The organism is Streptomyces sp. WZ-12 (assembly GCF_028898845.1).
Lineage (GTDB): Bacteria > Actinomycetota > Actinomycetes > Streptomycetales > Streptomycetaceae > Streptomyces.
This window is the reverse complement of sequence record NZ_CP118574.1, coordinates 7,568,151-7,591,034: the sequence shown is the minus strand read 5'-3', so window position 1 is coordinate 7,591,034 and position 22,884 is coordinate 7,568,151. Positions and strand designations below refer to the sequence as shown.

Annotated in this window: 19 protein-coding genes; 8 read left to right on the top strand and 11 right to left on the bottom strand. The window is 73.5% G+C overall.

All coding sequences use genetic code 11. The features are described from left to right. Nucleotides 1-257: 257 nt before the first annotated feature. The 3 genes from PV796_RS33155 (at nt 258) to lnt (ending at nt 5,833) form a co-directional block, all read left to right on the top strand. Entirely contained in the window at nt 258-1,841 is a 1,584-nt protein-coding gene (locus PV796_RS33155; RefSeq protein ID WP_274917396.1) for a sensor histidine kinase, read from the top strand. 267 nt (nt 1,842-2,108) lie between these two features. Then, nucleotides 2,109-4,076 (top strand): ABC transporter ATP-binding protein, encoded by a 1,968-nt coding sequence (locus PV796_RS33150; protein ID WP_274917395.1) that lies wholly within the window; start codon nt 2,109-2,111, stop codon nt 4,074-4,076. Between the two features lie 230 nt (nt 4,077-4,306). Beyond that, a complete protein-coding gene (gene lnt, locus PV796_RS33145) occupies nt 4,307-5,833 on the top strand; it encodes an apolipoprotein N-acyltransferase (RefSeq protein WP_274917393.1) in 1,527 nt (508 codons plus the stop codon). A 24-nt stretch (nt 5,834-5,857) separates the two neighbouring features. On the opposite strand, the gene PV796_RS33140 is transcribed toward lnt, so the two are convergent. From PV796_RS33140 to PV796_RS33095, 10 genes are all read right to left on the bottom strand, one after another. Further along, complete coding sequence (locus tag PV796_RS33140; RefSeq protein ID WP_274917391.1) at nt 5,858-6,754, bottom strand: Gfo/Idh/MocA family protein; 897 nt, start codon at nt 6,752-6,754, stop codon at nt 5,858-5,860. Between the two features lie 78 nt (nt 6,755-6,832). After that, nucleotides 6,833-7,207, bottom strand: coding sequence for a hypothetical protein (locus PV796_RS33135; protein ID WP_274917390.1), 375 nt, complete (start codon nt 7,205-7,207; stop codon nt 6,833-6,835). 110 nt (nt 7,208-7,317) lie between these two features. Then, a complete protein-coding gene (locus PV796_RS33130) occupies nt 7,318-7,845 on the bottom strand; it encodes a hypothetical protein (RefSeq protein ID WP_274919333.1) in 528 nt (175 codons plus the stop codon). A gap of 167 nt (nt 7,846-8,012) precedes the next feature. Beyond that, a complete protein-coding gene (locus PV796_RS33125) occupies nt 8,013-8,681 on the bottom strand; it encodes a uracil-DNA glycosylase (RefSeq protein WP_274919332.1) in 669 nt (222 codons plus the stop codon). A 305-nt stretch (nt 8,682-8,986) separates the two neighbouring features. After that, nucleotides 8,987-9,757 carry an SDR family oxidoreductase gene (locus PV796_RS33120; protein WP_274917389.1) on the bottom strand — a complete coding sequence of 257 codons (771 nt, stop codon included), beginning with the start codon at nt 9,755-9,757 and terminating at the stop codon, nt 8,987-8,989. 43 nt (nt 9,758-9,800) lie between these two features. Next, nucleotides 9,801-10,562 carry a 3-oxoacyl-ACP reductase FabG gene (gene fabG / locus PV796_RS33115; RefSeq protein ID WP_274917388.1) on the bottom strand — a complete coding sequence of 254 codons (762 nt, stop codon included), beginning with the start codon at nt 10,560-10,562 and terminating at the stop codon, nt 9,801-9,803. Nucleotides 10,563-10,792: 230 nt separating this feature from the next. Further along, entirely contained in the window at nt 10,793-11,188 is a 396-nt protein-coding gene (locus PV796_RS33110) for a DUF3037 domain-containing protein (RefSeq protein WP_274917385.1), read from the bottom strand. Then, complete coding sequence (locus PV796_RS33105) at nt 11,185-12,009, bottom strand: HipA family kinase (protein WP_274917384.1); 825 nt, start codon at nt 12,007-12,009, stop codon at nt 11,185-11,187. The genes PV796_RS33110 and PV796_RS33105 overlap by 4 nt, the downstream gene beginning before the upstream one ends. Before the next feature lie 91 nt (nt 12,010-12,100). After that, nucleotides 12,101-12,673: an SRPBCC domain-containing protein gene (locus PV796_RS33100; protein WP_274917382.1), complete on the bottom strand. Its 573-nt coding sequence runs from the start codon at nt 12,671-12,673 to the stop codon at nt 12,101-12,103. A 172-nt stretch (nt 12,674-12,845) separates the two neighbouring features. Continuing rightward, a complete protein-coding gene (locus PV796_RS33095) occupies nt 12,846-14,486 on the bottom strand; it encodes an MFS transporter (protein ID WP_274917380.1) in 1,641 nt (546 codons plus the stop codon). A gap of 392 nt (nt 14,487-14,878) precedes the next feature. On the opposite strand from PV796_RS33095, the gene PV796_RS33090 reads away from it, so the two are divergent. Further along, nucleotides 14,879-15,505 carry a TetR/AcrR family transcriptional regulator gene (locus PV796_RS33090; protein ID WP_274917379.1) on the top strand — a complete coding sequence of 209 codons (627 nt, stop codon included), beginning with the start codon at nt 14,879-14,881 and terminating at the stop codon, nt 15,503-15,505. 645 nt (nt 15,506-16,150) lie between these two features. Continuing rightward, nucleotides 16,151-18,202, top strand: a complete 2,052-nt coding sequence (locus PV796_RS33085) for a S9 family peptidase (protein WP_274919331.1) — start codon at nt 16,151-16,153, stop codon at nt 18,200-18,202. Between the two features lie 22 nt (nt 18,203-18,224). Here the strand turns inward: PV796_RS33085 and PV796_RS33080 are convergent, their stop codons facing one another. Then, on the bottom strand, nt 18,225-18,869 hold the full coding sequence (locus tag PV796_RS33080; protein WP_274917378.1) for a cysteine hydrolase: 645 nt from the start codon (nt 18,867-18,869) through the stop codon (nt 18,225-18,227). Nucleotides 18,870-19,122: 253 nt separating this feature from the next. Here PV796_RS33080 and PV796_RS33075 point away from each other — a divergent pair, with 253 nt between their 5' ends. From PV796_RS33075 to PV796_RS33065, 3 genes are all read left to right on the top strand, one after another. Continuing rightward, a complete protein-coding gene (locus PV796_RS33075) occupies nt 19,123-19,623 on the top strand; it encodes a pyridoxamine 5'-phosphate oxidase family protein (RefSeq protein ID WP_274917376.1) in 501 nt (166 codons plus the stop codon). 179 nt (nt 19,624-19,802) lie between these two features. Then, entirely contained in the window at nt 19,803-21,311 is a 1,509-nt protein-coding gene (locus PV796_RS33070) for an acyl-CoA synthetase (protein WP_274917374.1), read from the top strand. Further along, a complete protein-coding gene (locus PV796_RS33065; protein WP_274917373.1) occupies nt 21,304-22,713 on the top strand; it encodes a carboxyl transferase domain-containing protein in 1,410 nt (469 codons plus the stop codon). Before PV796_RS33070 ends, PV796_RS33065 begins: the two co-directional genes overlap by 8 nt. Nucleotides 22,714-22,884 lie beyond the last annotated feature (171 nt).

Sequence of the window (22,884 nt, the reverse complement as noted above, 5' to 3'; positions counted from 1 at the left end):
CCCGGGGCGCCGGGAGAGGCGGGCCGTGGCCTCGTCCGGCCAGGGCCCGCCGTCCCTCGGGTGCGGCCGGGCGCGTTGGCGGTCGCGGCGGAGCGGTGGCGCTGTCGGCCGCGGCGGCGGGGCGTCGTCGGCGGGGCGAGGGCGGCGGCATCGCCCCGGTGCGTCCGTTCCGTAACCTCCCCGATGTCATCCTTCCGGGCGAATTAGACTGGTCGCAGCCGTACCGTCCGACACTGTCAGCCCAGAAGGCGCCGCTCATGCCGCCTGTGCCGCCGTTCCCCGAGCCCGTCGACCCGCACGACGGTGCCGGGCCCGTGGGTTCGGCGGCGGAGCTCGCCGAGCGCACCGCGCAGGACCTGCGGAATCTGGCCGGCGGCCCGCTGGCGCGGCTGCCGCAGTTGCTGGAGGCGATGGTCGCCATCGGCTCCGACCTGGACGTGCACCGGGTGCTGGACCGGATCGCCGATACCGCCGCGTCGCTGACCGGCGCCCGTTATGCGGCCGTGGAGGTGCTGGACGAGGACGGCGAGGGGCGGCGCGATCTGATCGCCCACGGCAGCCCGCCTGAGGGCCGGCCGACCGCCCCGTTCGCGCTGCGGGTGCCGATCAAGGTGCGGGGCGAGCTGTTCGGGAGCGTCTACCTGGCCGGGAAGGCGGGCGGCGGGGCGGCGCGGCCGTTCGGCGAGGTGGACCTGCACCTGGTGCGGGTGCTGGCCACCGAGGCCGGGATCGCCATGGGCAACGCCCGGATGCACGCCGCGGCCCGGCAGCGCAGGCGCTGGATCGACGGGGCGGCGTCGGTGACCACGGCGCTGCTGGCCGGTCCGGAGAGCGGCTCGGCGGCCGAGCACGCGCTGACCGTGGTCGCCGAGAAGGGGCGGGAGTTGGCGGAGGCGGCGACCGGGGCGGTGCTGCTGCCGCGGTCCGACGGCGCGATGGAGGTGGTGGCGATCTCCACCCTGCTGTCGGATTCCGTGCGGGCCGAGGCGTACGGCGGCACGATCCCGCCGGAGAGCCCGGTCCTGCACCAGATCCACGCGGGGCTGGCGGTGTTCTCCGACGACTTCGCCGACGACCCCCGGTCGATCTCCCCGATGTCGCGCCACTACGGGCCGACGATGCTGCTGCCGCTGCGCAGCGGCGACCGGGTGCTGGGCGCGCTGGCGCTCTGCCGGGCGTCCGGGGACCCCCGCTTCACGCATGTGGAACGGACGTTGGGCACCCAGTTCGCCTCCCAGGCGGCGCTGGCGCTGGTGCTGGCCGACCGCCACCACGACCGCCAGCGGCTCGCGGTCTACGAGGACCGCGACCGGATCGCCCGCGATCTGCACGACCTGGTGATCCAACGGCTGTTCGCCACCGGGATGTTGTTGGAGAGCGCCCACCGCACCGCCGTCCGCCCGGACGTGAAGGAGGACGTGCGGCGGGCGGTGGACGAGCTGGACGCGACGATCCAGGAGATCCGCACCGCGATCATCGCGCTCCAGCAGGGGCCGCCGGAGGCGCCGGCCGGGCTGCGCACCCGGATCCTCCGGGAGGCCGGCGCGGCCACGGCGGTGCTGGGCGCCCGGCCGTCGGTGCTGTTCGTGGGGCCGGTGGACGCCCGGGTCGGCGCGGAGTCCGGCCGGGCGCTGGTGGCCGCGGCCGGCCGGGCGCTGACGGAGCTGACGCCGGCGGCGGACCCGGCCCGGGTCGTCGTCGACGCCACCGTCACGCTGGCCGACGGCCGGGCGGGCGTCCGGCTGACGGTGATCGGCGGGAGGGAGCGCGATGGCGCGGAGCGTGGGGCCGAGGCCGACCCGGACGGGGCGGTGGTCTGGGAGGGGCCGCTCCAGCCGTAGGCGGGGCGGGGTGCGGGGCGATGGCGTAACGTCGGCCGGGCCAGGGGGTGTTGGGGAAGGCGATCACTCAAGGGTCGGCGGTTCGACGGCGGTGCGGTCCTCGGTGGGGCCCGCCCCGACGATGATCGCGGCGGGCCGCGGCGCTCCCCCGGGTGCCCCTGGCCGGAATCCCTTGACCTCAAGATTGGTTTAGGTTCTAGGTTCTTTCGTGTCGCCGGTCATCCACGGCGATCCCGTGACGACGACCCCGGCAATCAGGAGGCCGCGATGGACATGGAAGTCACCGCCTGGCATTCGTTGCACAGCACGATCACCGCTCAGCAGGGGAAGCGCCGCCTCTCCCCCGGGACGCTGCGCCGGATCGCGGCCTTCGCCCGCCCGCACCGCCGGATGCTGGTGTGGTTCCTGGTGCTGAGCACGGTCACCGCGCTGCTCGCGGTGGCCACCCCGCTGCTCGCCGGGCGGGTGGTGGACGCGATCGTCGGCGGCAAGTCGGCCGGGCTGGTGCTCAGCCTGTCCGGGCTGATCGCGGGGATCGCCCTGGCGGAGGCCGGGCTCGGACTGCTGACCCGCTGGCTGTCGGCGCGCATCGGCGAGGGCCTCATCCTCGACCTGCGCACCACGGTCTACGACCACGTCCAGCGGATGCCGATCGCGTTCTTCACCCGCACCCGCACCGGGGCACTGGTCAGCCGGCTGAACAACGATGTGATCGGCGCCCAAAGGGCGTTCAGCGACACCCTCTCCGGCGTCGTCAGCAACATCGTGACGCTGCTGCTCACCCTCGGCGTGATGCTCACCCTGTCCTGGCAGATCACCCTGATCGCGCTGGTGCTGCTGCCGATCTTCGTGCTGCCCGCCCGTATGGTGGGCCGGCGGCTGGCGGCACTGCGACGGGAGGGCGCCGACCACAACGCGGCGATGGGCACGCAGATGACCGAGCGGTTCTCCGCGCCCGGCGCGACCCTGGTGAAGCTGATGGGCCGGCCGGCGCGCGAGTCCGCGGAGTTCGCGGCCCGGGCCCGCCGGGTGCGCGACATCGGCGTCCGTTCGGCCATGGTGCAGACGTACTTCGTCACCGCGCTCACCCTGGTCTCCGCGCTGGCGCTGGCCGTGGTCTACGGGCTGGGCGGGTTCCTGGCGCTGCGCGGACAGTTGGAGGCGGGCGCGATCGTCTCGCTCGCGCTGCTGCTCACCCGGCTCTACGCCCCGCTGACCGCGCTGTCCGGCGCGCACATCGAGGTGATGAGCGCGCTGGTCAGCTTCGAGCGGGTCTTCGAGGTGCTGGACCTCAAGCCGCTGATCACCGAGCGGCCGGACGCCCGCCCGGTGCCCGAGGGCCCGGTGTCGGTGGAGTTCGACGCGGTGCGGTTCGGCTACCCGGCCGCGGACAAGGTGTCGCTGGCCTCTCTGGAGGAGGTCGCCACGCTCGACACCCGGGGCGGCGAGGAGGTCCTGCACGACGTCTCCTTCCGCGCCGAACCGGGTCACATGGTCGCGCTGGTCGGCTCGTCGGGCGCCGGCAAGTCGACGATCGCGCAGTTGCTGCCGCGGCTGTACGACCCGGATTCCGGCGCGGTGCGGCTGGCCGGAGTGGACGTCCGCGAGCTGACCGCGGCCTCGTTGCGGACCACCCTGGGCATGGTCACCCAGGACGGCCACCTCTTCCACGACTCGATCCGGGAGAACCTGCTGCTGGCCAACCCGGAAGCCACCGAGGACGAGCTGTGGGACGCGCTGCGCCGGGCCCGGCTGGAGGCGCTGATCGCCTCGCTGCCGGACGGTCTGGACACCGTCGTCGGCGAGCGCGGCTACCGGCTCTCCGGCGGCGAGCGGCAGCGGCTGACCATCGCCCGGCTGCTGCTGGCCCACCCCCGGGTGGTCATCCTGGACGAGGCCACCGCCCACTTGGACAACACCTCGGAGGCGGCCGTCCAAGAGGCGCTCGCCGAGGCGCTGGAGGGGCGGACCGCGCTGGTGATCGCGCACCGGCTGTCGACCGTGCGGGCCGCCGATCTGATCCTGGTCGTCGAGGCCGGCCGGATCGTCGAGCGGGGCACGCACGAGACGCTGCTGGCGGCCGGCGGTCGCTATGCCGAGCTGTACCGGACGCAGTTCGTCGCGGCGCGGCACGGGGCGGCGGACCCCGGCGAGTCCCCGGACCCGCTGGGCATTCCGGCCGGGCCGGACGACGGCCGTCCCGAGCCGGCCGCCGAGCCCTCGCTGGTGAACTGACGCCCCGAATCCCCCGGCACCGTGCGGCCCCCGTCCCCAAGGCGGGGGCCGCCCGCATGCCCATAACGGGTCCGCCGGTGCGCGCCAGTAAGACCGCACCACGCCGCGACATTCCGGATGCGCAAGAAGTGGCGGAAGTCGCCCATGCCTGATCACCCTTGAGCGTGGCAAGAGATATCGACGTGACACGGCAGCACACGTTGGGGCGCGCACGGCGACAGGGGGCCCGTATGGACATACCGCTCGGCCACCGGGTACGAGGGGACGGCTCCCTCTGGACACGCGGTCCGGCCGCCGCCCTCGCCGGCGCGCTGCCGGCCCTCGCCTTCCCGGCGCCGTCCCTGTGGTGGCTGGCGTATGTGGCGCTGATGCCGTGGCTGCTGCTGGTGCGGTCGGCCGGCAGCGCGCGGCGGGCCGCGCTGTACGGCTGGTGGGGCGGCGCCGGGTTCATGCTGGCGGTGCACCACTGGCTGCTGCCGAGCCTGCACGTCTTCATCGTCGTCCTGGCACTGCTGTTGGGGGCGCTGTGGGCGCCGTGGGGGCTGCTGGTGCGGGCGCTGCTGGGCGGGGCGCCGGGCCGGGGGCGGTGCGCCGCGGCACTGGTGTTGGTGCCGGCCGGCTGGCTGATGGTCGAACTGGTCCGGTCCTGGGAGTACTTGGGCGGACCCTGGGGGCTGCTGGGCGCCAGTCAGTGGCAGGTGCCGCCCGCACTGCGGCTGGCCTCGCTCGGCGGGGTGTGGCTGCTGAGCCTGCTGATCGTGGCGATGAACACCGCGCTGGCCGGGCTGCTCACCGTCCCGACGGCCCGGGTGCCGGCCGTCGCCGGGCTGTTGGTGTGCGCGCTGGTCGGCGCCGCGGCCTGGTGGTGGGCGCCGCTCCCGCGGCCCGCCGGGACGGTACGGATCGCGGTCGTCCAACCGGGCCCGGGCGGCACGCCCACCCAGCGGCTGACCCGCAGCGAGGCGCTCACCGCCGCGCTGGCGGGCCGCGGGGTGCGCCTGGTCGTCTGGGGCGAGAGCAGCCTCTACGAGGACCCGGCTGACCACCCGGCGCTCGCCGCCCGGTTGGCCGCGCTGTCCGCGCGCACCGGCGCCGACCTGCTGGTCAACGCCGACGCACCGGACTCCGGCCGGCACGGCATCTCCAAGAGCGCGGTCCTCATCGGCCCGCACGGCCCGACCGGGGACCGCTACGCCAAGATGCGGCTGGTGCCGTTCGGCGAGTACGTCCCGGCCCGGTCCGTGCTGGGTTGGGCGACGAAGGTGGGCAAGGCCGCCACCAGCGACCGGCGGCGCGGCACCCACCAGGTGGTGATGCCGCTGCCCGCCGCGGGCGGCCTGCGGGCCGGCCCGCTGGTGTGCTTCGAGACGGCGTTCCCGGACATGAGCCGCCATCTGGCCGCCGACGGCGCGCAGTTGCTGGTGGCCCAGTCCTCCACCGCGACGTTCCAGGACAGTTGGGCGCCCGCGCAGCACGCCTCCCTGGGGGCGCTGCGCGCCGCCGAGACCTGGCGCCCCATGGTGCACGCCACGCTCACCGGGATCAGCGCGGTGTACGGGCCGCGCGGCGAACCGGTCGGCGAGCGCCTCGGCACCGACCGCAGCGCGTCGGCCGTCTACGACCTGCCGCTGGCCCAGGGCACCAGCCCGTACACCCGCTGGGGCGACTGGGTGCTCTACGGGGCGGTCGCCGCGCTGCTCGCCTACGGGCTGACCGGGGCGGTGCGGGCCACCGTGCGGCGCGGGGCCGCCGGTTGACGCGGTGCCCGCGCCGGTCCCCGGTTACCCGAGCGCCTCGGTGACCACCCGTTCGCACAACTCGTGCGTGCGGAGGGCGTCCTGGGCCGAGGGCCGCCGCCCGGCCCGCACGTCGTCGAGGAAGGACCGCACGATCTGCTCGATGCCGCGCTGGCGGGCCACCGACTCCCAGTCGCCGCGGCGCCGGATGCTCGGCCGCCCGTCGTGGTCGATGACCTCGGCGAGGTTGATCACCTGGCGCCGCGCGTCCCGGCCGGACACGTCCAGCACCTCCTCGGCGGAGCCGCTGCGGCGGTTCATGGTGCCGATGGCGGTGAACCCGTCGCCGGACAGGTGGAGCACCACGTGGTCCATCAGGCCGTCGCGAACCCGGGCCCGCACGTCGACGTGCTCGATCTCCCCGGGCGCCAGGAAGCGCAGGGTGTCGACGACGTGGATGAAGTCGTCCAGGACCAGGGTGCGCGGGTCCTCGGGCATCCCGGTGCGGTTCTTCTGCATCAGGATCAGCTCGCGGGGGTGCTCCCGGCACCCGGCGTATCCGGGCGCGTGGCGGCGGTTGAAGCCGACGGCCAGGCCCACCCCGCGGCGTTCGGCGAGGGCCACGATCCGCCGGGTCTCGGCGAGGTCGTAGGCGATCGGCTTGTCGACGTAGGTGGGGATCCCGGCCTCGATCAGCCGGGTCACGATCTCCGGGTGGGCGACCGTCGCGGCGTGCACGAAGGCGGCGTCCGGGCCGGCGGCGAGCAGCGCGTCCAGGTCGGCGTGGAGCTGCCGGTCGGCCAACCGGTAGGTCTCGCCGGCCTGTTGGAGCGCGACCGGGTTACGGGTCTGCAGGTGCAGCTCGATCCCGGGCTGGACGCCCAATACGGGGAGGTACGCCTTGCGCGCGATGTCTCCGAGTCCGATGCAGCCGACCTTCACTCAACTTCTCCCTTGCGGTTCCGGGGTCCGGGCGCCCGGGTCCGCCGTGGCGGGTAACGGGAAGCCCGTCCTGGCAGCTTACGGGGCGGTCGGCGGCCGCCGGTCGGCGATGCCGTCCGGGCCGCGCAGCGCGAGGTCCGCTGCCAGGCGGGCGGTGGCCGCGATCAGGGCGGCGCGCAGCGCGCAGGCGGGCCGGGAGCGCCAGGTGGTGAGCCGGCCGATCCGTCCCGACCGGCGGACCACCTCCATGGTGCGGGGCAGCCGCTGCCAGGTGTGAGGCGGCCGGCGCGGTCGCCAACGGGGCGTCCGGGGCGGCCTCATGGGCGAGGACGACGGCGTCCTCGACGGCTGGCAGCCGCCCTGCCCGAGGTTGGGGGGCATCGGGTGCACCGCGTCGCCGAGCAGGGCGACCCGGCCGTGGTGCTCTTCTCCTGCGTCGCGGGGCAGTTCCATGCCGCCGGACCCCACCCGCGAGGCGCTGCGCGCCTCCTGCGCGGAGCTGGAGAGGATGTTGGGCGGCTGAGGAGGGGCGGGCCGCCCCTCTGGGAACGTCCCGCCGCTGCCTAACGGAACGGGCCCGCCGCGCCCTCGATGCGGAGTTCCAGGCGGTCGATCGCCTCGGTGAGGCGCCGGCGGTACTCGCCTTCGGCGAGGGCGCGGACCGAGGTGCGGGCCCGGCGGAGCTGGGCGCGGGCGTCGGCCGGGCGGTCGAGTCCGGCGTAGTCGGCGGCGAGGTTGAGGTGGAGGGCGGGGAAGAACGCCCGTAGCGCGGCGAGCGGTTGACGGGGGCCCGGCCCCTCGGCGGCGCCGCTGGGACGGGCCCGCGCGGGGCGCTCGGTGACGAAGCCCTCCGCCGCCGCCAGGGCGCGCAGGTCCCAGTCCAACTCGTCCCGGGGATCGTCCTGGGTGTCGGCCATGTAGTGCGCGAGGGCGCAGCGGTGGAAGGCGTCGCCGAGCGGCCCGATCTCCTGCCACAGGGCGGCGAGGCGGTTGCGGGCCTCTTCCCGGTCGCCGGCGCGATGCAGCATGATCGCCTGGCCGATCCGGGTCAGCACACCGTCCTCGCGCTCCGCCGACCGCCGCTGCTCCACCACCGCGCACTCCCCGTCCTCGCTCGCCGCCGCTGGCTCCCCCGACGCTGGGGTCCGTCCGATGGGTCAGGGCCGGGGCCGGGGCCCATCGGACAGACCCTAACCGCCGGGCGGGGGCCGCGCGCGGTGTGCGCGACGCGCCGGGAGCCGGGGGCCGGGGGCCGGGGTCAGCCCAGGTCGGGGATGCGCCAGTCGATCGGGGTGTGGCCCTGGGCGGCGATCGCCTCGTTGATCTGGGTGAAGGGGTGGGAGCCGAAGAACTTCTTCGCCGACAGCGGGGACGGGTGCGCGCCCTGAACCACCGCGTGCCGCTGCTCGTCGATCAGCGGCAGCTTCTTCTTGGCGTAGTTGCCCCACAGGACGAAAACGGCCGGGTCCGGCCGTTCGGCGACGGCGCGGATCACCGCGTCGGTGACCTTCTCCCAGCCCTTGCCCTTGTGCGAGTTGGCCTCGCCGCCGCGGACGGTGAGCACGGCGTTCAGCAACAGGACGCCCTGCTGCGCCCAGGGCATCAGATAGCCGTTGTCCGGCACCGGGTGGCCGAGCTCCTCCTTCATCTCCTTGTAGATGTTCCGCAGCGACGGCGGGGTCTTGACGCCGGGCTGCACGGAGAAGCACAGGCCGTGGCCCTGGCCGGGGCCGTGGTACGGGTCCTGGCCGAGGACGAGGACCTTGACCTGGTCGTAGGGCGTGGCCTCCAGCGCCGCGAAGACCTGCTCGCGGGGCGGGTAGACCGGCCCGGCTGCCCGCTCCTGCTCGACGAAGTCGATCAGCTCCTTGAAGTAGGGCTTCGCCAACTCCTCGCCCAGGACCCCGCGCCAGGACTCGGGCAGCATGTCGGTGACCACGTCAACAACCTCCGGTGTGCGTTCCGTTCTCGTCACACGAACCTACCGGCGACCACTGACAGTTCCCGCCGCGGGCCGCCCGCCGGGGCCGTGCACGGCAGCATCCCCCGCGCCCTCACACGGTGTCCAACCGGGCCGCCCCGGGCACCGGAGCCGACTCCGCCGGAGCGCGCGGTTGCCGAGCCAAGAGTGCCGGTCCCCCAAGGGGACCGGCACCAAGCACCCCGCCTCTTGGAACGCACGCGGCGGAGCCACACCTCTTCGGGGCCGCCCGGACCGACGGCCCCGGGTCGTCACACCCCGGCCTTCAGGAACAGTCCGCCGTCCACGACGAGGTTCTGCCCGGTGACCCAACCGGCCGCGTCGGACAGCAGGAAGGCCGCGGCCCCGCCGATGTCCTCCGGAACGCCCAGCCGCCCCATCGGGTAGGCGGCGGCCGCCTCCTCCTCACGGTCCTCGTAGAGCGCGGCGGCGAACTTGGTCTTGATCACCGCGGGGGCAATGGAGTTGACCCGTACCGCCGGCGCGAACTCGTGCGCCAGTTGGAGCGTCAGATTCACCATCGCCGCCTTACTGATCCCGTAGGCGCCGATGAACGGTGAGGGCGCGACGCCGGCGATCGAGGCGATGTTGATGATCGCGCCGCCGTTGTCCTTCTGCCAGGCGTGCCAGGTGCGTTGGGCGAAGCCGAGCGCCGAGACGACGTTGGTCTCGAAGACCTTGCGCGCCACGCCGAGGTCGAGGTCGGCTATCGGGCCGAACACCGGGTTGGTACCGGCGTTGTTGACCAGGTAGTCGACCCGGCCGAAGGTCTCCATGGTCCGCTCGACGGCGGCGGCCTGGTGCGCCTCGTCGTGCGCCTTGCCGGCGACGGCGAGCACCCGGTCGGCGCCCAGCGTCCCGGCGGCCTCCTTGAGGGCGTCCTCGTTGCGCCCGGTGATGACCACCCGGTCGCCGCGGGCGACGAGAGCCTCGGCGATGCCGTAGCCGATGCCGCGGCTGGCCCCGGTGATCAGTGCGACCTTGCCGGAGGGCGCCGGGAGAGCGCTGTCCTGCTCTGTCATGTCCTGTTCTCCTGCTCCTGTGGTCCTGCGGTCGGTCCGGAGGTCAGCAGAGCGGGCCGCCGGCGACGTACAGGACCTGGCCGGAGACGAACCCGGCCGCCTCGCCGGTGAAGAAGGCGATGGCGTTGGCGATGTCGTCGGGGTCGCCGACGCGGTGTACCGGGATCTGGGTGGCGGCCGCGGTCTTGAAGTCCTCGAAGTCCATGCCGACGCGGGCGGCGGTGGCGGCGGTCATGTCGGTGGCGATGAAGCCGGGGGCGACGGCGTTGGCGGTGACGCCGAACTTGCCGAGCTCGATGGCGAGGGTCTTGGTGAAGCCCTGCAAACCGGCCTTGGCAGCCGAGTAGTTGACCTGACCGCGGTTGCCGAGCGCCGAGCTGGAGGAGAGGTTGACGATCCGGCCGAACTTGGCGTCCACCATGTGCTTCTGACAGGCCCGCGACATCAGGAACGCACCGCGCAGGTGCACGTTCATGACGGTGTCCCAGTCGGTGTCGCTCATCTTGAACAGCAGGTTGTCGCGGAGCACGCCCGCGTTGTTGACCAGGATGGTCGGCGCGCCGAGCTCCGAGGCGACCCGGTCGACCGCGGCCGCCACCTGGTCACTGTCCGAGACGTCGCAGCCGATCGCGACGGCCCGGCCGCCGGCCGCGATGATCTTCCCGACGGTGTCCTTGCAGGCCGACTCGTCGAGGTCGAGTACGGCGACGGCGCGACCCTCGGCGGCCAGGCGGACGGCGGTGGCCGCGCCGATGCCGCGGGCCGCGCCCGTCACGATGGCGACGCGCTGCTCGGTGGTGGACATGCGGGTTCTCCTCACCCTCGTTCGTCGAAACCTCGAACACCTCGACCGGCGGCCGCCCCGCTACAAGTGAGCAACCGCTTAGTAGCCTCAGCAGGGCTGACGCTAGAAGCCCGGCCACCCCCTGTCAACGCCCCACCACCGCACGCCCACCCACACACGACGAACGGGGCGGGCCTCCGTTGAAGGAAACCCGCCCCGCTCCTCACGCCCGAGGCACTGTCATCGCGCCGTCACCGCACCAGCAGCTCCAACAACCGCTCCGCCTCCACGGTCGGATCGACGGTCAACCCGGTGTGCACCGGCCCCGGCTGGACGATCGTGCTGCGCGGCGCGATCAGCCAGCGGAAGCGCTGCCCCGGGTCATCGTCGGCGGCCTGGCCGGCCCGCGCGCCGCCCGCGCAGACGCCTTCGACGGCGCACAGCGCGGCCCGTACGCCGGCCACGTCCACGGTGGGGTCCAGCGCCAGCAGCCGGGCCTCGTCCAGGTGCGTACGCGCCTCGACGAACCGCCGCGCGCGGCAGTACACCACCACCCCGGCGTTGATCATCTCCCCGCGCTCGACCCGCGGGACGACCTTCAGCAGCGCGTACTCGAAGACGTCGCGCCCATTGTGCAGTCCGCTCACGTCACGGCCCTCCGCGGCAACTTGCCCGCCAGCCACTCCGGGGCCTGCGACGGCTTGTCCTTCGTCGGCTGCCCGATGGTGATGTGGTCGCTGATGGTCCGCGCCCGGGCCAACAGCGTGCGCACATACGCCGCGCGCAGCTCGTCCGGCGAGTCGAAGCCGGGCTCGCCGGCCAGCCACTCGTCGGGCACGTCCGCGGCGATCTCGTCGAGCAGCTCCTGGGTGATCCGCGGCGCGAACTCCTCGGCCGCGGCGGCCACATCGGGCCCGAACGTCGCCAGCGCGTGATCGGAGGCGTCGTACGGCCGGGCCGAAGCCTTCTCGGCGGTCGGCCAGTTGTGGTGCCAGATCATCGCCGCGCCGTGGTCGATCAGCCACAACTGGCCGTGCCACACCAGCAGGTTGGGATTGCGCCAGGACCGGTCCACGTTGTTGATCAGCGCGTCGAACCACACCACCCGGCCGGCCTCGCGCGCGCTCACCTCGAAGGCGAGCGGGTCGAACCCCAGCGAACCGGGGAGGTAGTCCATCCCCAGATTCAGCCCCCCGCTGGCCTTCAGCAGCGCCTGGACCTCCTGGTCCGGCTCGCTCAGTCCGATGACCGGATCGAGCTGCATCCCCACCAGATCGGGCACCCGCAGCCCCAGCCGACGCCCCAACTCCCCGCAGATGACCTCCGCGACCAGCGTCTTGCGGCCCTGCCCGGCGCCGATGAACTTCATGATGTACGTCCCGCAATCGTCCCCCTCGACGATCCCGGGAAGCGACCCGCCCTCACGCAATGGCGTGACGTAGCGGGTCGCTGTGACTTCGGTCAGCATTTGCCCAGGTTACCCGGCTTGGCGGGACGGGTTCCGGGGTATTTCGCGCAGGCTCCGGCGGAGCGTGGCCCTCCGGTTGCTCGGCGGTCGTTCAGCCGCCGCCTTCGACCCAGCGGGCGAGGTTGGTCAGGGTCATGCGCGTGCCCGCTTCGTTGTCCGCCCGGGGGACGGCGTCGGGCACTCCCTCGTGGACGAGCACCACGGTGGTGCCGTCACCCGTGGGCACCAGGGTGGTGGTGATCGTCATGGTGCCGGCGAACCGCGCGTCGTCCGTGGCGAATTGGAGCACCTCGACGACCTTCTCGTAGGGCACCAGCGCCACGAACCGCCCGTGGTAGGTGTCGGTGCGTGCCGTCGACTTCCCGGCGTTGCCCCGCCCCTCGTCGTAGGCGACCCCCTCGTCGCAGGCGACCCCGTCCTCGTGGGTGAGCTCGTCCTCGTAGCTGAGCCCGCCTTCGTGGATGAGTCCATCCCCATAGGCGAGCTCGTCCTCGTAGGTGAGCGAGATGCGGAAGGCGCCGCCGATACGGACGTCGAAGGCGTGCACCCGGCAGCTCATGCCGTTCGGGGCCCGCCACTTGGCGACGGCCTGCGGGTCGAGCAGGGCTTGGTAGACGGCGGCGGGCGGGGCATCGATGTAGCGGGACACCTCTGTCACGTACATGCGGCAAGCGTAGGACGTCGCGGGCGGGAGCCTCCGGCGCGTCGCCCGTGGGACGTCGGTCCGCACCGTCGCCCAACGGGCGGCACCGTTGCCCGTGGGGCGGCACCGTTGCCCGTGGGGCGGCACCGTTGCCCGTGGGGCGGCACCGTTGCCCGTGGGGCGGCACCCCGCCCTACGGGCGCTCGTGCCCATGCCTGGCCCTCGCCTCAGTGGGCCTCGGCGTGGGCCTTCCCCGCCGCCGCGGGTTCCCCGTCGGACCGGTGTCGTGCCGCGCGCCGGCCGGCAGCACGATGAGGACGAGCAGCACACCGGCGGCCATGATGGCGCCGCCGATGAGGCTGGTGTGGGCGACGGCCCGGGCGAACGCCTCGTGGACCGCGCTCACCAGCGGCGCCGCGCGCTCCGGCCCGACGGCCGGGTCGTGTGCGAGGCGTTCGGCCACGGCCAGGCCACCGCCCACCGAGTCCTTGGCAGCCCCCAGGGCCGCCGGCGGGAGGTGCCGGCCAACCAGATCGGTCAGTTCCTCCCGGTATGCCGTGCCGAGCAGCGAGCCGAGGACGGCGATGCCGAGGGAGCCTCCGAGTTCCAGCGCCGTGTCGTTGGCGCCGCCGCCGACGCCCAGTTGGGCCTCCGGGAACGAGCCCATGATGGTGTCGGTGGCCGGGGAGACGCTCAGGCCGATGGCGAAGCCGAGGAGCATCATCGGGGCCAGGAAGTCGGCGTACGTGGAGCCCTTGTCGACGAGCGTGAGCAGGAGCACCCCGGCGGTGCCGATCGCCATGCCGGTCACGACCATGGCCTTCACGCCGAGTCGTGGGGTCAGTCGGCCGGTCACCGCGGCGCCGAGGAAGACGGCGCCGGCCAGCGGCAGCAGCCGCACACCGGTGGCCAACGGGCCGTATCCGAGGACGAATTGGAGGTGCTGGGTGGCGTAGTAGAGCGCGCCGAACGTGCCGAAGAAGAAGAGCAGCACCGCGATCATCGAGCCGGCGAACTCCCGCTGCCGGAACTTCCGGACGTCCAACATGGGATGTGGGTGCCTGAGTTCCCACGCGACGAACGCGATCAGGCCCGCGCCGGCGAGCGCGGCCGCGGTGATCGGCGCGGCGCCCCATCCGAAGTGCGGCCCCTCGATGGTCGCGTAGATGAGGCACCCGATGGAGACGATGGAGAGCAGCCCTCCCACGTAGTCGATCCGTCCCATGTTCGCCGCCTTGGACGGCGGCACGAGGACCAGCGCGCCAACGAGGGCGACGACGGCAACCGGGACGTTGATCAGGAAGGTGGAGCCCCAGGAGTGCTCCCCGAGCAGCCATCCGGCAACCAGGGGGCCGATCGCGATGGCCAGCCCTGAGGTGGCGGTCCAGGCCGTGATGGCGCCGGCCCGTTCACCCTTCGGGAAGATCGCGACCAAGAGGGAGAGGGTGGCGGGCATGACCACGGCGGCGCCGACGCCCATGACGGCGCGGGCGGTGATGACCAGTTCGGTCTGGTGCACCAGGCTGCCCAACACCGCGCCGCTGGCGAAGATCACGAGCCCCGCGAGCAACGCCCCGCGCCGGCTGTACTTGTCGCCGATCGCGCCCAGAACCAGCATCAACGCGGCATACGGGACGGTGTAGCCGTCGATGACCCACTGGAGGTCGCTGCTGCTGAGCCCCAGGTCCCGGGTCATGTCCGGCGCCGCGACTATCAGGGACGTGTTGGCCATGACCACGATCAACAGGCTGAGGCACAGCACGAGCAGCGCCCAGCGGCGCCGTGGATAGGGCGCGGTCATCTTCTCGACCGGCGTGTTCGCGACGAGCGGCATGGCGGCTCCTGGACGGATGCGGGGGGAGGGGGCGACGGGGCGCGACGGGTCACACCCACCCTTAATTGCCCATCGATGTGCAGATTAGTGTCGCGATGCAGAGTAGTTTCTTGCACGTCGACGTGCAAATAAGCGAGATGACGGCTGACCTCGGGCGGGCACAGCAGGTGGGCTTGGGTGAGCGAACAAGTGGGCGCGCATTGACGCGCTCGGGCCAGTGCCGCCCACCGACCGGCGCGGCCCCGACCACGTCTGAGCACCCCGGACGGCGTCCCGCACCCGTGCGAGAATGATTCCCGCCCGCCTCCCGTAGTGGCGCGCCCCGCCGTCCCTCCTGGCGAGCCGTCGTCCGTACCGCCCGTCTCCCGTACCGATCCGCTGGGGTTCCGTTGGTGAACAAGCCCGTGGCCCGCGAGCCCGTGAGGCGCAACGCGCGCTCCAACCGGGCGCGCATCCTGGCCACGGCCCGGGACGAACTCGGCCGGAACCCGGACGCCACGCTGGAGGAGATCGCGCGGGCCGCCGGCGTCGTGCGCCGCACGCTCTTCGGCCACTTCCCCGGGCGCGCCGCCCTCTTGGAGGCCCTGGCCGACGAGGCGTCCGAGGCGCTGCGCGACGCGGCGGAGCAGCGGCCGGACGCCGCGGAGCCGCCCGAGCGGGCCTTTGCGCGCTTCGTGCTGTCGATGTGGCCGGTGGGCGACTGCTACCGGCTGCTCCTGGCCCTCGCGCGCCGGGACTTGGGCGTGGAGCGGGTGACCGAAGTCCTGGCTCCGGCACGCGAGGAGGCCACCGCCCTACTGGAGCGGGGGCAGGCATCCGGCGTGTTCCACGCCCACGTCCCGCCGGCGGCCCTCAGCGCGGGGCTGGAGGCCCTCACCCTGGCGCTCCTTGAGAGCGTCAACTCGGGCGCGTGGGAGGACGACGGGCGGCGGACGGCCACCGCGATCCTGCTGGCCGCCGGCGTCCCGGAGCGCCGCGCACAGGACGTCGTCGACGACGTCGCCTCGGAACTTCCCTAAGACATCACCTCGGCACTTCCGCAAGGCATCGCCTCGGGACTTCCGTGAAAAGGCTGCGCCGGCTCCCCCGGCTGTGAGTATGATCCGCTGGTCCTGCTCAGCGATCGACCATCGACCAACTGCCGTGTCAACGCGAGGACTTCCCCGACCGGCTCCCGGCTGATCGACCGTAGCCAGACCCCAGCCCGTCAGCCGCCGGGCGCCGCCCCTGCGCGCACCGATGCACGTCCGTCACTGCCTGCCCAGCGGCCCCACCGGCACCTAACAGCCATGGCCGCTTTGGCGACTTCGGTGGCTTTGGCAGCTCTGACCACGGCAGACGCATGCCCGGCATGCCGGCGCACCCTGCACTCCCGACACGCCCAGCGCATGCATCCCGCACGCCTGGACCCCCGAGAACCCGGATTTCCAGATACCTGGGCACCCGGATACCTGCACACCTCGGCTTGCCCCCGTAGGCGCCTGCCGTAACCCCACCACCCCTTGGAGGAAACCACCTTGACGCAACAACCGGCCAACGCCGCACCGAAGGCAGCAAGCACCGACAACAGCGACGAAGCCGCCCAAGCGACCAAGGCAGCCACAGCCACCAACACCGACGACTTTCCGGAGCAGTTCGCCCGCACCCGCCGCTTCTCCCTCGGTATACCAAGGGAGTTCGCCGTCTCCCCCGACGGTAGGCGCGTGGTGTTCGTCCGCACCGGCTCGGGCCGCGATCCCGTGGGGCGGCTGTGGGAGTACGCGGAAGGAGAGGAGCGGCTGTTGGCCGATCCGGCGCTCCTGGTAGGGGCCGGCGCCGAGGACGTCCCGGAAGAGGAGCGCCTGCGGCGCGAGCGGGCGCGGGAGCGTTCCGTGGGCGTGGTGGGGTTCGCGATCGATGACGCGGCGCGAGTGGTGGCGTTCGCGCTGTCCGGCGCGCTGTGGGCGGTACGGACGGACGGCGGCGCGCCGTTCGCGGTACCGGCCGCCGGGCCGGTGGTCGACCCCAGGCCGTCGCCGGACGGGCGGCACGTCGCGTATGTGACCGGGCGCTGCCTGCACGTCGTCGGCCTGGAGGGCGACGACGACCGGCAACTGGCGCGGGCCGAGGGGCCCGAGGTCTCCTACGGGCTCGCCGACTTCACCGCCGCCGAGTCGATGGGCCGGTCGCGCGGCTACTGGTGGGCGCCGGACGGTCACCGCCTCCTGGTGGCGCGGGTCGACACCTCCTCAATGGAGCGGCGCTACCTCAGCGACCCGGCGGACCCGTCCCGTCCACCGCGGATGATCCGCTACCCGTCGGCGGGTACCGCCAACGCCGAGGTGACGGCGCATCTGCTGACCCTCGACGGCGGCCGCACAGAGGTCCGTTGGGACCGCGGGGCGTACGAGTACCTGGTGGACGCCGGCTGGGACGCCCACGGCCCGTTCCTGGCCGTACAGAGCCGCGACCAGGGCGTGCTGCGGACGCTCGCGGTCGATCCGGCGACCGGCGCCACCGAAGTGCGGCACGAGCGGACCGATCCCGCCTGGGTGGAACTGGTACCCGGCACCCCGTCCCGTACGGCAGCCGGCGCCCTGGTGCTCCCGGAGGACGCGGGCGGCACCCGCTTCCTGACCGTGGGCGGGCAACGGGTCACGCCCGAGGGCCTGCAACTGCGCGAGGTGTTGGGCGTCGAGGGCGAGCGGGTGCTGTTCACGGGCAGCGAGGAGCCGACGGAGACCCATGTGTGGCGCTATGAGCCCGGCGCCGGGTGCCGTCGTCTGAGCGGCGGCCCTGGCGTCTGGACGGGCACCGGGCGCGGGGGCACGACCGTTGTGGCGGGCCTGACGCCGGACGGACACGAGGTGCGCGTCCTACGGGACGACGAGGTGGAGCCGCGGCCGTCCGGGACCATCGCCTCGTTCGCCGAGGAGCCGCTGGTCGCGTCGCGGCCGATCCATCTCACCCTGGGTGAACGGGAGTTGCGTGCGTGCCTGTACTTCCCGTCCGGGCACCGCCAGGGCACGAAGCGGCTGCCGGTGCTGCTCGACCCGTACGGGGGCCCGGGGATGCAGCTCGCCGTACGGGCGCGGGGGTGGACCGGTTGCGTGTCCCAGTGGTTCGCCGAGCAGGGCTTCGCGGTCCTGGTGACGGACGGGCGCGGTACGCCCGGGCGCGGCCCCCTCTGGGAGAAGGCCGTCCACGGCGACCAGTTGGGGCCGGCGTTGGAGGACCAGGTGAACGCGGTGCGCGCGGCGGGGGAGCACTTCCCCGATCTGGACCTCGGGCGGGTGGCGATCCGCGGTTGGTCGTTCGGCGGGTTCCTGGCCGCGGCGGCGGTCCTGCACCGCCCGGACGTCTTCCACGCGGCGGTCGCCGGCGCCCCGCCCACCGACCAGCGGATGTACGACGCCCACTGGAAGGAGCGGTTCCTGGGCCACCCCGACGAGCATCCGGAGAACTATGCGCGCTCCTCCCTGGTCGGCAGCGGCCACCTGCTGCGCCGCCCGCTGCTGCTCATCCACGGGCTGGCCGACGACAACGTCGCCGTCGCGCACACCCTGCGGTTCTCCGCCGAGCTGCTGGCCGCGGGCCGTCCGCACACCGTGCTGCCGCTACCGGGCGCCACGCACCTGCCCGCCGACGACGCGGTCAACGCCAACCTGCTGCGCTTCCAACGGGACTTCCTCAAGGGCGCGTTGCCCGCCCCGGAGGAGAGCGCCGCGGCACGGTAGCGGTAACGGGGCCGAGGCCGGCTCAACGGGCGCGGCGCGGGCGCCGCCAGCAGTCGAGGACGGCGTCGGCGGTGGTGATGGTGGCGACCAGGGAGAGGGTGTTGCGGACCATCGCGGGGGTGTAGTCGGCGGGCACCCCCGCGATGGCGTCCGCCGGAACCACCGCGGTGTAACCGAGGTTGACCGCGTCGAACACGGCATTGGGGATCGCCACGTTCGCCGAGACCCCGGTGACGACGAGCGTGCGGCAGCCGAAGTTGCGGAGCAGCGCGTCGACGTCGGTGCCGGCCAGAGGGGAGAGGCCGTGCAGCCTGCGCACCACCAGGTCCTCCTCCGCCACCGGGATGGGGTCGGCGACGCGCACCGCCGTGGATCCGGTGAGCTGCCGCACCGGCAGTCGTTCGGCCGCGCGGAAGAGCCGGGCGTTGCTGCTGGCGCCACGGCCGTCGGGACGCCGTTCGGCGACCGCGTGCAGCACCTGGACACCGGCCTCGTGCGCCGCCGCCACCAGGCGGGCGATCCGCACCAACGCCCCAGAGGTGCGCGCCACTTCGGCCAGCTCGGGCAACGCGCTGTCGGCCCCGACGACTCCACGTTGGCACTCGACGGTGAGCAGCACCGTCGTGGCCGGGTCCACCTGCGCGACGAGCCCGGAGTCCGAAGGCACGGGCACTCCCCTCTGTGGAAGGCGCGACGACGTCCGGGGATACGGGCAGCGAGCGCCGGCGACGGGCCGGAAGGCGCGAGGGTATCGGCCATTGCGCCCACCAGGAAGAGCCCCCATGCTTTCCTGACGAAGCATCAGATCAGCCTCGATGTGCCCGTCGGACACGACACCGGGCACGCGAACCAAGCGTTCCATCAAGGCAATTCACCAGCAATCACCCGAGACTCCACCGGACAGGTGAGGGGCGGCGAGGATGACCGAGACACCGCGCACGGCCGGCACGGACGACGCGACCACGACCCAACGGCGCGGACGCCGGATCATGATGAGCCCGGACGAGCTGGACGCCTTCCTGGCGGCGCAGCGGACCTGCCGGGTCGCGACGGTCGCCGGCGACGGCGCACCGCACGTCGGCGCGCTGTGGTTCGTCTGGGACGGGGCGGCGCTGTGGCTGTACTCGATCACCCGCAGCCGGCGGTGGGCGCAGCTCCGCAAGGACCCGCGGCTCGCGGTGCTCGTCGACGACGGCCATGCCTACGGAGAGTTGCGCGGCGCCGAACTGACCGGGCGCGCGGAGTTCGTCGGCGAGGCGCCGCGCGCGGGGGACCCCTGCCCCGAACTGGCCGCTCCGGAGCGGCTCTTCGCGCAGAAGTACTTCGGGCTCGGGGAGATGCCGCACGACGGCCGGCACGCCTGGCTGCGGCTGACGCCCGATGCGGTGGTGTCCTGGGACTTCGGCAAGATCCCGGGCTGACCGCACGACGCCGGCGGGCCCCGCCCGCCGAGTTATCCACAGGCCGACGGTGCGGCGATCACAATGTCAGCGGTCTCTGCGAAAGTGGTCCCTGTCAGCCCGTTCCGCGCGGCGGCGCGTGCGGGATCGGGATGGTTCCGGCCCATCGGCCGGAAGCCGACGAGGACGAAGGAGACCCGGTGAACGTGCTCTTCCCCGCACTGCGCGACGGCTCGCCCGCCCCCGCGCTGCGCTTCGGCGACCGTGCGCTCAGCCATCGCCAACTGGCCGCCGTGGCCGGCCCACTCGCCGAACGGATCGACGAGCTCACCCCCGGCAGCGGCGCCACCCGCGTCGCGATCTGGGCGACGCCGACGCTGGAGACGGCCGTGGGCGTGGTCGCCGCGCTGCTCGCCGGAGCGGCCGCGGTGCCGATCAACCCCAAGATCGGCGAGCGCGAGTTGGCGCACATCGTGGCGGACAGCCTCCCCTCCCTCGTCCTGGCCGAGCCGGGCGCCGACCTGCCCGGCCCACTGGCCACGCTCCCCCGCCTCGACGTGGAGGTCGTCGAGCCCGACGAGCAACAACTGCCCGGCCCCCTCCCGTTGGAGCCCGGCGACGAGTCCCCCGCCCTCATCGTCTACACCTCCGGCACCACCGGCCCACCCAAGGGCGTCGTCCTCCCCCGGCGCGCCCTCGCCCACACCCTCGACGCCCTGGAGGACGCCTGGCAGTGGACGGCCGACGACGTGCTGGTCCACGCCCTCCCCCTGTTCCACGTCCACGGCCTGATCCTCGGCATCCTCGGGCCGTTGCGCCGCGGCGGCAGCGTCCACCACCTCGGGCGCTTCAGCACCGAGGCGGTCGCCCGGGAGCTGTCCGCGGACGGCACGATGCTCTTCGGCGTACCGACGATGTACCACCGCCTCGCCCTCGACGCCGGGGAGAACGCCGACCTCGCCGCGGCGTTGGGCCGCGCCCGCCTGCTGGTCTCCGGCTCCGCCGCGCTGCCGCTCACCGACCACGCACGGCTCACCGCCGCCACCGGCCGCCGGGTGATCGAGCGCTACGGCATGACCGAGACGTTGATGAACACCAGCGTCCGCGCGGACGGCCCGGACTCCACCGGCACCGTCGGCGTCCCCCTCCCCGGCGTCTACGTCCGGCTGGTGGACGACGCGGGCCAGACCATAGAGGGGAGCGACGGCGAAACGGTCGGCGAGATCCAGGTGCGGGGCCCGAACCTCTTCTCCGAGTACCTCAACCGCCCCGACGCCACCGACGCCGCGTTCGACGGCGGCTGGTTCCGCACCGGCGACATGGCCGTGCGGGACGCCACCGGCAACTACCGCATCGTCGGCCGGAAGGCCACCGACCTCATCAAGAGCGGCGGCTACAAGATCGGCGCCGGCGAGATCGAGAACGCCCTGCTGGCACACCCGGGCGTCGCCGAGGCGGCCGTCACCGGCGAGCCCGACGAGGACCTGGGCGAGCGGATCGTCGCCTGGATCGTGCCCGTCACGGGCCCCGATGCAGGCCCGCGCCCGGACGCCCAGGAGCTCGCCGACCACGTCGCCCGCCAACTCGCGCCGCACAAGCGCCCCCGCACCGTGCACTTCCTCGAAGCCCTCCCCCGCAATGACATGGGCAAGATCCTCAAGCGGGACCTCCGGGCGGCCACACCCCCCGCGGGAGCCGGCGATGCATGAGCAACCGCCGCCCAGCGCGACCCCCTTGCCCAGCCTCCGCCTGACGGCCCGCCAAGCCATCTCCGCAGTCACCGACTCCTACACCGAGTTCACCCCCACCACCGGCCCACCGTCCATCTCCCCGCCCACCGACGGCCCACTCGACTGGCACGGCTACGACGCCTCCCGGGAACGGGCCCGCACCCGCACCGGCGAGGAGGAATCGGTGCTCACCGCGCTCGCCACCATCGGCGGCACCGAAGCCGTGGTGCTCTCCTTCGAGTTCGGCTTCCTCGGCGGCTCGCTCGGCGAACGCACCGGCGACCGGCTGGAGGCCGCCTACACCACCGCACGCGAGCGGCGCCTGCCACTGGTATCGCTGATCGCCACGGGCGGCAGCCGGATGCAGGAGGGCATGCGGGCACTGTCCCAACTCCAGCGCGTGGCCGGACAGTCGGCGCTCCACCGCGCCGCGGGACTCCCACAGATCGCGGTGCTCCGCGATCCGACCACCGGCGGCGGCTGGGCGACTCTGGGCGCCGGAGCCGATGTGATCCTCGCGCTCCCCAAGGCTCAGATCGGCTTCGCGGGCTCCCGGGTCCGCCCTCCGGACGCCGATCCCACCGCCTACAGCGCCGAGGGCCAGTTCGCGGCCGGCCAAGTCGACGCCGTCGTCCCGGCCGACGAACTCCGCGCCACCCTCCAGCGCTGGCTCCGCCTGCTCGCCGACACCCCACGACCGCCCACCACCCCGCCCGGCCCAGCGCCCCCGCCCTCCGCCCTGGGCACCGCGGACATGCCGGAATCCGGCTGGGCCGCCGTGCTCCGGGCCCGCGACACCAACCGCCCGCGCGCCGAGTCCTACCTCCGGGCGTACTTCGACGACTGGGAGGAGTTCAGCGGCGACCGGTGCGGCGGCCGCGACCCGGGGATGCGCTGCGGCTTCGGCCACCGCGACGGCCGCACCATCGCCTTCGCGGCCCAGTGCGGCACGGCCACCCGCCCCTCCGGCTTCCGTACCGCAACCCGGCTGATACGACTCGCGGACCGGCTCGGCATCCCGGTCCTCACCCTCGTGGACACCCCGGGCGCCGCCAACGACGCGGACGCCGAACGCGCGGGCGCCGGCGCAGCCATCGCCGACACCTTCGCCGCGCTCGCCTCCGCCCGCGTACCGGTCACCTCGCTCCTGATCGGCGAGGGCGGATCGGGCGGCGCACTGGCCCTCGCCGCCCCGGGCCGACTCTGGGCCACCCCTGACAGCTATTTCTCCGTGATCGCCCCGGAAATGGCCGCCGCCATCCTCAAGCGCGACACAGACGAAATCCAGCACACCGCCGACCAGCTCCGCATCCGCCCCCAAGACCTGCTCGAACTGGGCATCATCCGGGGCATCGTCACGGCAGAGGCTGACAGGAGGTAGACACCACGCACTTGGAGGCTTCGGTCGCACCGACCGGCGGCGAAGGAAGGAGCGGAGGACCGGAGGAACACCGAGCGGACGCCCCGGCACGTCATTCAAGTCGCCGCCTGCCGGGGGGCGTTGGGCGTGCCCGGAGCGAGCGGGCGGGGCCAACGGCACACCGTCCGGGTC

Bases quoted from the DNA above. Each gene is read 5' to 3' on its own strand.
- PV796_RS33155 (WP_274917396.1), top strand. From the start codon at position 258: ATGCCGCCTGTGCCGCCGTTCCCCGAGCCCGTCGACCCGCACGACGGT.
- PV796_RS33150 (WP_274917395.1), top strand. From the start codon at position 2,109: ATGGACATGGAAGTCACCGCCTGGCATTCGTTGCACAGCACGATCACC.
- lnt (WP_274917393.1), top strand. From the start codon at position 4,307: ATGGACATACCGCTCGGCCACCGGGTACGAGGGGACGGCTCCCTCTGG.
- PV796_RS33135 (WP_274917390.1), bottom strand. From the start codon at position 7,207: ATGGAACTGCCCCGCGACGCAGGAGAAGAGCACCACGGCCGGGTCGCC.
- PV796_RS33125 (WP_274919332.1), bottom strand. From the start codon at position 8,681: ATGCTGCCCGAGTCCTGGCGCGGGGTCCTGGGCGAGGAGTTGGCGAAG.
- PV796_RS33120 (WP_274917389.1), bottom strand. From the start codon at position 9,757: ATGACAGAGCAGGACAGCGCTCTCCCGGCGCCCTCCGGCAAGGTCGCA.
- fabG (WP_274917388.1), bottom strand. From the start codon at position 10,562: ATGTCCACCACCGAGCAGCGCGTCGCCATCGTGACGGGCGCGGCCCGC.
- PV796_RS33105 (WP_274917384.1), bottom strand. From the start codon at position 12,009: ATGCTGACCGAAGTCACAGCGACCCGCTACGTCACGCCATTGCGTGAG.
- PV796_RS33100 (WP_274917382.1), bottom strand. From the start codon at position 12,673: ATGTACGTGACAGAGGTGTCCCGCTACATCGATGCCCCGCCCGCCGCC.
- PV796_RS33095 (WP_274917380.1), bottom strand. From the start codon at position 14,486: ATGCCGCTCGTCGCGAACACGCCGGTCGAGAAGATGACCGCGCCCTAT.
- PV796_RS33075 (WP_274917376.1), top strand. From the start codon at position 19,123: ATGACCGAGACACCGCGCACGGCCGGCACGGACGACGCGACCACGACC.
- PV796_RS33065 (WP_274917373.1), top strand. From the start codon at position 21,304: ATGCATGAGCAACCGCCGCCCAGCGCGACCCCCTTGCCCAGCCTCCGC.